This is a genomic window from Nevskia soli (genome assembly GCF_903970205.1).
Classification (GTDB): domain Bacteria; phylum Acidobacteriota; class Terriglobia; order Bryobacterales; family Bryobacteraceae; genus Bog-113.
This window is the reverse complement of the sequence record NZ_CAJCHS010000081.1, coordinates 1-10,085: the sequence shown is the minus strand read 5'-3', so window position 1 is coordinate 10,085 and position 10,085 is coordinate 1. Positions and strand designations below refer to the sequence as shown.

The following is a 10,085-nucleotide window of genomic DNA, read 5'->3' as shown; positions in this document are numbered from 1 at the left end:
TCATGATTGGTCCGATCCTTACTTCGGCTTGCGGGTGAGCCCCATCGTTATCGGGGACGGCGCATGGGTAGGCGCCAAAGCGGTGGTCTGTCCCGGTGTCAACATAGAAAAACTCGCGATTCTTGCCGCGGGAAGCGTGGCGACCAAGTCCATCCCCTCTGCCGAGATTCATGTTGGAAATCCAGCAATCTACAGTCGGAACCGCAGGATCCGCGATTCCTCTGTATAGAGCTGACCGAAATTGGGCCGCTGTAACGCCGGTTGGCTTCCTGCGTGTAGCGGCCACGCGCCAACGCGATCTAAAGGTTCCCGCGCGCGTCCTGTTCCCGCTCAATCGCTTCAAACAACGCCTTGAAATTGCCTTTGCCGAAGCTGCGGCTGCCCTTGCGTTGGATGATCTCGTAGAACAGAGTCGGGCGATCCTCCACCGGCTTGGTGAATATCTGCAACATATAACCTTCGTCGTCGCGGTCGACCAGGATGCCCAGTTCACTTAGCTGATCCATTGGTTCGTCGATCTTGCCAACGCGCGCTTCTAACTCCAGGTAGTAAGAAGTTGGAACGCGCAGAAACTGAACTCCCTGCGTGCGCAGCTTAGTAACCGTGTCGACAATATTATCCGTCGCCATGGCTATGTGTTGAATGCCCGGGCCGCCGTAGAAATCAAGATACTCTTCGATCTGCGACCGGCGCTTGCCTTCGGCCGGCTCATTAATTGGAAACTTGACCCGGTCGTTGCTGTTGGCCATTACTTTCGACATCAGGGCCGAATATTCCGTGCTGATGTCTTTGTCGTCGAAGTGCTGGTACTGGCGGAATCCCATGACATCGCGATAGAACGAGACCCAGCGATTCATTTCGCCCCAACCGACATTCCCCACCATGTGGTCGACGTACTTAAGCCCGGTAGGTTGGGCCAGTGGATCGGGCGAAGGTGTTGCTGTAAAACCCGGAAGAAATGTCCCGTGATAGTTCTTGCGCTCGACGAACGTGTGGATCGTATCGCCATAGAGCGCGATCGACGAAATGCGAACTTCGCCGTGATCGTCGCTCAGCGTCTGCGGCTCGCGGGCACTCTTTGCGCCGCGCTTGGTCGTCTCCCGCCAGGCGGATTCGGCGTCGTCAACCCATAGCGCCACATCGTGGACGCCATCGCCGTGCTTCGTTATGTGCTCGTTGATCGGGTGATCGGCACGCAACGGCGTGGTGAGAACGAAGCGAATTTTGCCCTGCTGTACGACGTAGGAAACGCGATCGCGCGAGCCATTCTCCGGGCCCCGGTACGCGCTCAGGCTCATGCCGAACGCGGTGCGGTAGAAGTGTGCGGCTTGCTTGGCGTTTCCTACATAGAACTCGACATAATCCGTTCCGTTCAGCGGAAGAAAATCGTAATCGTTTTGGCTATCACCCATTTGCGGGTTGGCGCTCGGGTTAGAAATGGGTTCTGCGACTTGCGGCATAAACTCTCCTCTTCAATGTCTCGTCACACCTTGGCTAGCGCCATGACTTTTTCCATGGCGTTCAGAAAGACGAGGTTTTCCGGTTCCGTCCCGATGGAGACGCGGATGGCATTCGGAATCCCAAATGCGCGCAGCGGACGAACGATTACGCCTTCGCGCAGCAGGTCTTCAGCTACGCGCGCAGCCTCCGCATCGCTCTCCCAGACGGTCATCACAAAATTCGCATCGGAAGGAACGAAGCGGATTCCCAGACTTCGCAATCCTTCCGTCAGCATGCGCATTCCGCGAGCGTTCACTTCAAGGGTACGGTGCAGGAATTCCTTGTCGTCGAGCGCGCCCAGGCCGGCCGCCTCCGCGACCAGACTCGGTTCGAACGGGAGCTTGACCTTCAGCAGGTTGGCGATCAGATCTTCATGCGCGAAGCCATATCCAATCCGCGCGCCCGCTAGTCCGTATGCCTTTGAGAACGTACGCAGCGTGATGACGTTGTCGTAGCGGTAATGCATGGAATCCGGGTAGCGCGGATTATCTTTGGCGTATTCGAAATACGCTTCATCGAGGATGATGAGCACGCGCTCCGGAACATGCCGGTAGAAAGCGTCGAACTCCAGCCGGGTGAAGATCGTGCCCGTGGGATTATTCGGATTCGCCAGGTAGATGATTTTCGTGCGTTCGGTAATCGCGGCGGCGAGGGCCGGCAAATCGTAAGTCCACTCGCGGTAAGGGACCGTCCGATACGAGATGCCGCGGCCTTTCGCGAGCACCTGAAATCCAATGAATGCCGATTCGGTGGTGAGCACTTCGTCCTCGTCGCACAGGAACGTGCGGATGATGTTGGACATGATGCCTTCCGAACCGCTGCCTGCGATCACGTTCTCCGGTTTGAGATCGAACTGCGATGCCAGACGCTCGCGCAGTTCGCGGCCGCCGGTTGGATAGAGGTTCAGACCGCCACGCAATGCGCGCTGCATGGCTTCCAGAGCCAAGGGTGAGGCGCCAAGAGGATTCTCGTTGGAAGCTAGCTTGACGACTTTGTCGAGCCCGTACTCCCGCTTGACCTCTTCCATGTTGCGCCCCGCCTCATAGGGTCGAAGCGATGCGATGTAGGAAGGGACCAGCGGCATTCGTCTTCATCATATCGCCGGGTGCTTTCGGGCGTCGGTGGGACTTAGGCGATACCATTAGGGCCGTATGCCGCAATGGCTCACCAGTTCCGTGATTTATGAAATCAACGTCCCCACCTTCTCGGCGGCGGGCAACTTCGCTTCGGTAACCGCCAAGCTTGGCGATATCGACGCGTTAGGCGCTAATCTCTTGTGGCTGATGCCGATCCACCCGCTCGGCAAGCTTCGCGCGAAACCTCCGTTCGGCAGTGAGTATGCGATCCGCGACTACTACGGGATCAATCCGGACTATGGGACCGCGGACGATCTTCATGCGCTCATTCGCGGCGCGCATGGCCGAAAGATGCGCGTGATCATCGACATCGTTGCCAATCACACCGCCTGGGACAGCGTCATGATGGAACACCCGGACTTCTACAAACATGACGCGGCCGGTAGGATCGCGCAGCCCAACGACGATTGGACCGATGTCGCCGGATTGGATTACTCCAATCCGCGGCTCCGGACCTACATGATCCAGATGCTCACCTACTGGCTGCGCGAGTTCGATTTGGACGGCTTTCGCTGTGACGTCGCGGGGCTGGTGCCAACTGATTTCTGGGAGCAGGCGCGGCCGGAACTCGAGCGCGTGAAGCCGGATCTGATGATGCTGGCCGAGTGGGGCGAGCCCGATCTGCTCCGGCGCGCGTTCGACATCGATTACTCGTGGGACCTCTATAAGTCATTGCGAGCGGTGATGACCACTGGCGCACCGGCGACGGACTTTCGACGCACATGGGAACAGCAGCAGGCTCGTTTCTCGCCCGGCGCGCTGCATCTGCGCTATTCACAAAATCACGATGAGGAAAACGCGATCGCCGTATTTGGGGAAAACGGATCAATGGCCGCGGCATTCCTTATGTTCACTCTCGACGGCGTCCCGATGATCTACAACGGACAGGAGGTGGGCGACTCGACCGAGAGCGGGGGCGACGCTATGTTCCACCGCTTGAAAGTGTTCTGGGAAATTCAGTCCAGACGCCCGCAATTTCTGCCGTTTTACAAGCGCCTCGTCTCCCTGCGGAGGAATTCAACGACGCTCCAGCGCGGAGATTTGGCGTGGGTCGACCATCCTGCCGCGGACCGGGCAGTCCTGTTCGACCGGCGGCTCCAAGGCGGCTCGCCGGCTTCCATCGTGCGCCTTGCGGTGAATTTGACCAATCGGCCGACCGTTTTGTCATTACCTGACTGGGGACAGTTCCGCGAAATTGATACGGGTGCGGGGGCGCAGCAACGTGTCGATCTCGGGGCGTGGGAGGGAAGAATCTGGGGGCAAACTTGACACAGCGCGCGAGCGGGAGTACAATCGGTTCAGCAGTGGAGAAATGCTATGCCCCAACTTCTATCTATTGACAATCCAGTCGAGAAACGCAAGGTCGCAACTGTGGTTGTGAACGCCGTCAATCTGGCGGACGCGATGGGCCTGTTTCCGCGCGACGGTAACCTGGATGCACAAACGGTGGAAAACCTTCTAACCCATCTTCATCGCGCCGGGATTGGACAGGGTATCGAAATTGACGCAACCGACGGGGAAAGTATGCTGCTCTCGCTGATGCGTCTCAACTCTGCCTTGGAAGCTTCTCCCGCGCCTGAATTCGAATGGGTTCGGATGGAACAAGTCCTCGGGCTGGATCTGCTCGCGAAGCTGGTTGGAATCTCGACAGTCAGCATTCGGCGTTATTTGGCCAAGACGCGAACCACGCCCGACGATGTCGCCGCGCGCCTGCACGTGCTTTCCCTGATTGTCGGCGATCTGAACGGCGCGTATAACGACGCTGGAATCCGGCAATGGTTCCAGCGGCGGCGCACCCAACTCGATGGCAAAAGCCCGATGGAATTGCTGGTTGGGGCCTGGCGCCCGGATGACGAAATCGTCGCCCGGCTGCGTGCGCTCTCCGGCGCGCTTGTGGCGTCGCCCGCGACGTGATCGTATATCGCCATTGCGACCCGCGGTTTCCGTTCTTGTGGGAAGGGCGGGCGCAGGGCGCGGGACGTTGGAACGCGGAAGGCAGTTCCGTTCCCGTTCAGTATTTTGCGGACACGCCCGACGGTGCGTGGGCCGAATTTCTGCGGCATGAAGAGATCACCACGGAAGCGGAGCTGGCGAATGTGCGGCGCGCCCTGTGGACCATCGACATTCCTGACTCGATTGATCTTGCCAAGCCCTCGCTGCCCGAAGCGGTTGTGACCGGCGGGCTTGAAAGCTATCCAGCCTGCCAGGTCGAAGCCGAACGCCTGCGATCTTCCGGCGCTATTGGGTTGCGCGTGCTTTCCGCCGCCTTGACGTCGGGCGCAGCACATGGCTGGAAAGTCTCTGATGGCTTACAACCGGCGCCCGATCGGAACGGCTTCGTGCTCGCTTTGTTTGGTCCTCAACCGGAATTGATGGGTTGGCTCGCCTGCCGGGAAGGACGTCCGAGCGAGAATCTGTTGCCGCGCGTCCGCCCGCTTCGATAGGCTATCTGCAATGCGCACTTTGCTTGCAGCGCTGTTTATCATGACGTCGATTTCGGCTCAATCACAGATCCCTCAATTTCCGGAAGGCAATTGGCAAGGCACTCTCGACACCGGGATGGGCAAAATCCGGCTCGTCTTCCACATCACAAGATCACCGGACGGCAAGCTGACAGGCGCCATGGACAGCCCGGACCAGGGCGCTTTCGGGCTGGCGTTCGCAGAAGTGGTCGCGACGAGCGACGCGGTTCAGATGAAGCTGGCTGCCCCGGTGGCTTCGTTTTCGGGAACCAGCAATGCGGAAAGATCGGAGATCTCCGGATTCTGGGAGCAAGGCGGCGCGAAGCTCGCCTTGGCACTGCAACGCGCCACTGGTAATGGAGACGCGGCGCCGGCGCGACCGCAAACGCCGAAGCCACCGTTCCCGTACCGCAGCGAAGACGTGACGTATCCAAGCAAAGCGGCTGACGTGCAGCTCGCCGGCACGTTGACGCTGCCTCAAACCGGCGGACCGTTCCCGGCCGTGCTTCTGATCACTGGATCCGGCGCACAGGATCGCGATGAAACGATCCTTGGCCACAAGCCATTCTGGGTGATCGCCGATTACCTGACCCGGAATGGAATCGCCGTGCTGCGGGTCGACGATCGCGGAACGGCGAAATCGACCGGGAATTTCGCTGCCGCTACAACCGCGGATTTCGTCGATGACGCCGCCGGATCCGTCGCCTGGCTCCGCACGCGGAAAGAGATCGACGGGGAACGGATCGGCCTAATCGGCCACAGCGAGGGCGCAACGGTGGGGCCGATGCTGGCCGTTCGCGACGGTCATATTGCGTTTATCGTGATGCTGGCCGGGATCGCCGTTCCAGGGCGCGATGTTTTGAAAGCACAACGCGCGGCGATCGCGAAAGCGAGCGGCCTGGATGACGCCGAGGTTGCAGTCAACGAGGCGCGGGTCGAGAAGTTCGCGTCTCTCGCAACGGGTCCAACGCCGCCAACCGATGCCGAAATCCAGGCCGCAGTGGATCGCGGTCTGACGACTTTGCCTGAGGCAGCGCGCAAAGGCGCGGAACCGGCACTACGGGGGCAGGCCCGAATGATGGCAAGCCCCTGGATGCGATTCTTCTACACGTTCGATCCGGCGTCCGTCCTCAGCAAATTAACGATCCCGGTCCTGGCGATCAACGGCTCTCTGGATACCCAGGTAGTTCCATCGCAGAACCTGCCGGTAATCGCGGCCTGTCTCGAAAAAGCCGGAAACCGGGATTACGAAATCCTGAAGCTCCCCGGTCTGAATCACCTGATGCAAACCGTGAAGACGGGAGCGCCACAGGAGTACGCGGCCACCGAGGAAACGATGGCACCGGTGGTTTTGGATTCCGTTACGACGTGGATTTTGCGGCATGCCGGCCATCCGGCGAGATAAAAAACCCCTGGCTGCAACGGCATCGCTGAAGCAACGACCAGGTCTGGAGTAACTACCGAACGCCGGATTCCGTATTCCGGCGTTTGCACTCTTCCACCTTGAAGTTGCCCACCCGTTGCAGCGAGGGCAGGTTAGAGAAGAAACCTTCTCCGATTCGCGTTACATCATAGCAACCCGGAAACCGTCCACTCGCTCCCTAACTCATTGATACCGTTGACGGAGGCGCGGGAGCGAACCGGGCCATCGTGTCTTCTGTTCCAGATGGCGTGTCTCCGTGACACAGCGCGCGCCTGTGGCACAATCGGGAGCAGTGCGGCGCGGCCTCTTGGTGATCGCGGGTCTGATTGTTTTGGTTGGAAAACTACCGGCTCAATCGACAACCGAAAGCTATCGCGTGTACGACGATCACCCGCGTCTGTTTTTGCGCTCGCAGAAACTGAAGCTGCTGCGGCGGGAGCGCGTTCGCGAATCCCTTCGATGGCAGCAGTTCGACCGGGTGGTTTCGAGCACGATCGACCTGCCCGAGCCGGCATTTGCAAACGCTCTGTATTTCCGCGTCACGGATGACGGGAAAGCGGCCGATCGGGCCATCGCGGCGGCGTTGCAACCCAATTCGGACATACGTCAGATCGCCCTCGTGTATGACTGGTGCTACGACCAGCTAAAGCCTGCCGCCCGGTCAAGGCTGCGGGAGCGGCTCGAACGTGCGGCCGGGGATCGAACCGCGGGACGCGGCATCGCCGACCTTCGTTCTCAAGCACTGGCAGCGATCGCAATCGCGACAGGGGATGACGCATCGTCTGAAGCTGCGCTGCGCTTCGTTGTACATGACGAGCTTGCCGGAAGGATACTGCCGGCCGTAAAAAGCGGCGCTCTCCTGCTGAGCGGCCCGGATATCGAGCCGCTTTTCGAACTCCTGCATGCCGTTCGCGATAACTTGCGCATCGACCTCCGCGAGAGTGCGAGCGGCTACTTCAAAACGCTGCCGCTCTTCAGCGTTCTGGCGTATTATCCGGCGCCCTGGCCGGCAGCGGATAACGAGTTCCACATCCCGTTCTCGCCTAAAGCCGGAGAGCCGGATTTACGCGTTGCGGCGCTGTCGCGCGCGGCAGAGATGATGATGGTCGCGCTCGATTCGAACGCTCCCGAATCGCAGGTAGTGCAAGGCTGGCTGACCGACGACCGCTTCCTGATGCGCGGACCGTTCGGCATTCCTTATGAGTTTCTTTGGGCCAATCCGTATCAACCGGGTCTGAGTTACTATCACGTGCCGCTCGCGATGCACGATGAACTGCTGGGTCAGTTCGCCGTGCGGTCCAGCTGGGATGACGATGCGCGCTGGGCGGGGATGATCGAAGGGGTGATGGAGGAGTTCAGCGCCGGCCAGGTTCGCGTGATCGACCCGCACACCGCGCACGAACCCATCGATCTGGACGAAGCGGCGATCCACTTCGCCGGCAACGGGGATCGCTTCCGGTCAGGCTCGCAGACCGCGAACGATGATTTTCTGGTGGGGCTGGATCCCTTGTCGAGTTATCACGTCGAAGTGGACGACGAGGAGATGTACGAAGTCGAGCCCGATCGTTCCGGGACGGTTTTCATCAAAGGTCTTCGGCCCGGGGTTGGGGTGCGTTTCAGCCGCCGATCAGAGCACGGCGATCTTCCGGCTGCGACAGATCGTTGAGCAGCAGGTCCGGTTGCAGCGCCGCAAGCGTCTCGCGCGGCGTGAGCCCGGTCGCGACGGCGACCGAGCGGAATCCGTTGCTCTTCGCGGCCGCAACGTCGCTGGGCGCATCGCCGGTCATCGTTACCGCGCAGCCCGAAACGCCCGCCAGTTCGACAGCAATCCGCGCCAGATCGCCGCGCGTCGCGCCCATATCGGAGAACGCCCCGAATGAGAAGAAGTCTCGTAGGCCGGCGCGCTCCATCTTCGTCCAGCCGATCCGCGTCAGATTTCCGGTGACCAGGCCGATCGGGAATTCCAGCGCCCTGATCTCCGATAACACCTCGCGAACTCCGGGCAGAACCTTTGCTGAGATGTCCGGGCATGTTGGCGGGTAAAGCTCCTGAGCGGCGGCCACGATTGCGGGTAGGGCCGTGTTGATTCGGGCGTCATCGAATCCTCCGGCTCTAAGCATGTCGCGAAGAATATCCCGGTCGAGCATGCCATGGACCGGGATCCCGTCAAGGGTTGTCTCCACACCAAGCACCTGCCGGATGGCGGCCACCAGCGCGGCTGCGTGTTGCGGTCCGGCGCCGCGCACCAGCGTGCCATCGATATCGAAAAGAAACAGCTTGTTCAAAGGTCCAGTCGCCTCGGTTCCCTACGCCGTCGTTCCGGCTTCCGTTCGCACGTCACAGTTTAAGCTGTCAACCGGCGCGAGCGACTCAATCTTGTTCTCCGACGCTCTGAATCCAAGCGCGTTTAGTTAACGGGCGGGTGGAACTTCCCCCCTGCTGGCGCTACTGTACAGGCGTAGCGATAAAGCCGTGTACTGTGCCGTACATGGGATTCACGTAGTACCCGACCACGACACCGTTATTGTTAATCCCCGTGGCCCACAGTTGACCCATTCCGGGAAACACCACGTCCGAAAATACACCGTTTGCGTAAGTAAACCCTTTTGGAATCGAAAGATCGTCAAACTGTGTCCCGACAATCGTGCCGAAGTCGTTGATTCCTGTAAGTTGAGTTTCCGGGTTTGCACCGGGATAGTTGATTACCTGATAACTTCCTCCCGGTGGTAAAAGGAGTCCTGTAAGCGTCTCCCCATCTTCGGCATACCCAACAATGGTTCCAGTCGCATTAATGCCGGTTACTGAAATACTTTGGCCATTGTAACTAGGAAGCTGCGGTGCCTTACCACCGGAGATCTCGAAAGCGCCGTATTTTGCCGAAGTTCCTACAATCAAGTTATTCGTACTGACCCCAGTTAACGCGACGGGGTCTTGTGCTGATCCGACGGCGTGAAACTGTGAGTGGTAGATGATCATGCCGTAACTACCAGTCCCCCCTACGATGACGCCGGAATCGCTGATCCCAGCGGCAAAGGAAGATGAGTTGGGAATGATCGGAGTAAAGGTACCGTTCGCCGACCGGTAGAAACTATAGAACGAGGGATAACAAAGGATCCCGCTGCAATACAGGTACGCTCCCACGGTATCTCCAGCCGAGTTGACGCCACTCAAATACGTATTTGAAGAATCGGGGTAGTCGACTGACACGTACGAATAGGTGACTTGCGCAAGCGCCACAGGAACTAACGCGAGAGTTAGAAGGAAATCAAGTAACTTCATGGAGAAATCCTATTCAGTTCCGTTGCGTTTTGTCAAACGAAGGTTCGAAGCTGAATCATCGTTAACAACCGGCGCGCGCCAGAGCGCTGGGCCGCGCACGGCAGGTATGCCCGCAAGCGTCAGTCGTGCTTTCGTACCGTGATCGTGCCGCGCCCGGTGCTGAGCGTCACGTCAGGTCCCGCCGGGTTGGCGCTTCGCAGCGAATTGCCTTTGCCCTCGGTTCCACTCACGATTCCATCGCCGTAGTCATTGTTGGCGTCGCCCTGATCGGTCTTGGCATTTAAC

Annotated in this window: 9 protein-coding genes and 1 pseudogene; 6 read left to right on the top strand and 4 right to left on the bottom strand. The window is 59.3% G+C overall.

The window, feature by feature from the left end:
• A pseudogene (locus H1Y01_RS04035) lies at positions 1–229 on the top strand (DapH/DapD/GlmU-related protein); the annotation flags it as partial.
• A 70-nt stretch (positions 230–299) separates the two neighbouring features.
• On the opposite strand, the gene hppD reads toward H1Y01_RS04035, so the two are convergent.
• Together hppD and hisC are read right to left on the bottom strand one after the other, a co-directional pair.
• Positions 300–1,412: a 4-hydroxyphenylpyruvate dioxygenase gene (gene hppD / locus H1Y01_RS04030; protein ID WP_180538990.1), complete on the bottom strand. Its 1,113-nt coding sequence runs from the start codon at positions 1,410–1,412 to the stop codon at positions 300–302.
• A 71-nt stretch (positions 1,413–1,483) separates the two neighbouring features.
• A complete protein-coding gene (hisC, locus tag H1Y01_RS04025) occupies positions 1,484–2,584 on the bottom strand; it encodes a histidinol-phosphate transaminase (RefSeq protein ID WP_180538989.1) in 1,101 nt (366 codons plus the stop codon).
• 67 nt (positions 2,585–2,651) lie between these two features.
• Here hisC and H1Y01_RS04020 point away from each other — a divergent pair, with 67 nt between their 5' ends.
• From H1Y01_RS04020 to H1Y01_RS04000, 5 genes are all read left to right on the top strand, one after another.
• Positions 2,652–3,905, top strand: a complete 1,254-nt coding sequence (locus tag H1Y01_RS04020) for an alpha-amylase family glycosyl hydrolase (RefSeq protein WP_180538988.1) — start codon at positions 2,652–2,654, stop codon at positions 3,903–3,905.
• A 48-nt stretch (positions 3,906–3,953) separates the two neighbouring features.
• Positions 3,954–4,550, top strand: a complete 597-nt coding sequence (locus H1Y01_RS04015; protein ID WP_180538987.1) for a hypothetical protein — start codon at positions 3,954–3,956, stop codon at positions 4,548–4,550.
• Positions 4,547–5,080 carry an RES family NAD+ phosphorylase gene (locus H1Y01_RS04010; RefSeq protein WP_180538986.1) on the top strand — a complete coding sequence of 178 codons (534 nt, stop codon included), beginning with the start codon at positions 4,547–4,549 and terminating at the stop codon, positions 5,078–5,080. Before H1Y01_RS04015 ends, H1Y01_RS04010 begins: the two co-directional genes overlap by 4 nt.
• 10 nt (positions 5,081–5,090) lie before the next feature.
• Positions 5,091–6,503: an alpha/beta hydrolase family protein gene (locus tag H1Y01_RS04005; protein WP_180538985.1), complete on the top strand. Its 1,413-nt coding sequence runs from the start codon at positions 5,091–5,093 to the stop codon at positions 6,501–6,503.
• Between the two features lie 310 nt (positions 6,504–6,813).
• Entirely contained in the window at positions 6,814–8,187 is a 1,374-nt protein-coding gene (locus tag H1Y01_RS04000) for a hypothetical protein (RefSeq protein WP_180538984.1), read from the top strand.
• On the opposite strand, the gene H1Y01_RS03995 is transcribed toward H1Y01_RS04000, so the two are convergent.
• Together H1Y01_RS03995 and H1Y01_RS03990 are read right to left on the bottom strand one after the other, a co-directional pair.
• On the bottom strand, positions 8,138–8,806 hold the full coding sequence (locus H1Y01_RS03995) for an HAD family hydrolase (RefSeq protein ID WP_180538983.1): 669 nt from the start codon (positions 8,804–8,806) through the stop codon (positions 8,138–8,140). The two genes, H1Y01_RS04000 and H1Y01_RS03995, sit on opposite strands and share 50 nt — an antisense overlap.
• 160 nt (positions 8,807–8,966) lie before the next feature.
• Positions 8,967–9,800 carry a hypothetical protein gene (locus tag H1Y01_RS03990; RefSeq protein ID WP_180538982.1) on the bottom strand — a complete coding sequence of 278 codons (834 nt, stop codon included), beginning with the start codon at positions 9,798–9,800 and terminating at the stop codon, positions 8,967–8,969.
• Between the last annotated feature and the right edge of the window lie 285 nt (positions 9,801–10,085).

Coding starts and splice junctions, on each gene's coding strand:
- H1Y01_RS04005 (WP_180538985.1), top strand. CDS start 5,091: ATGCGCACTTTGCTTGCAGCGCTGTTTATCATGACGTCGATTTCGGCT.
- hppD (WP_180538990.1), bottom strand. CDS start 1,412: ATGGGTGATAGCCAAAACGATTACGATTTTCTTCCGCTGAACGGAACG.
- H1Y01_RS04020 (WP_180538988.1), top strand. CDS start 2,652: ATGCCGCAATGGCTCACCAGTTCCGTGATTTATGAAATCAACGTCCCC.
- hisC (WP_180538989.1), bottom strand. CDS start 2,584: ATGCCGCTGGTCCCTTCCTACATCGCATCGCTTCGACCCTATGAGGCG.
- H1Y01_RS03990 (WP_180538982.1), bottom strand. CDS start 9,800: ATGAAGTTACTTGATTTCCTTCTAACTCTCGCGTTAGTTCCTGTGGCG.
- H1Y01_RS04015 (WP_180538987.1), top strand. CDS start 3,954: ATGCCCCAACTTCTATCTATTGACAATCCAGTCGAGAAACGCAAGGTC.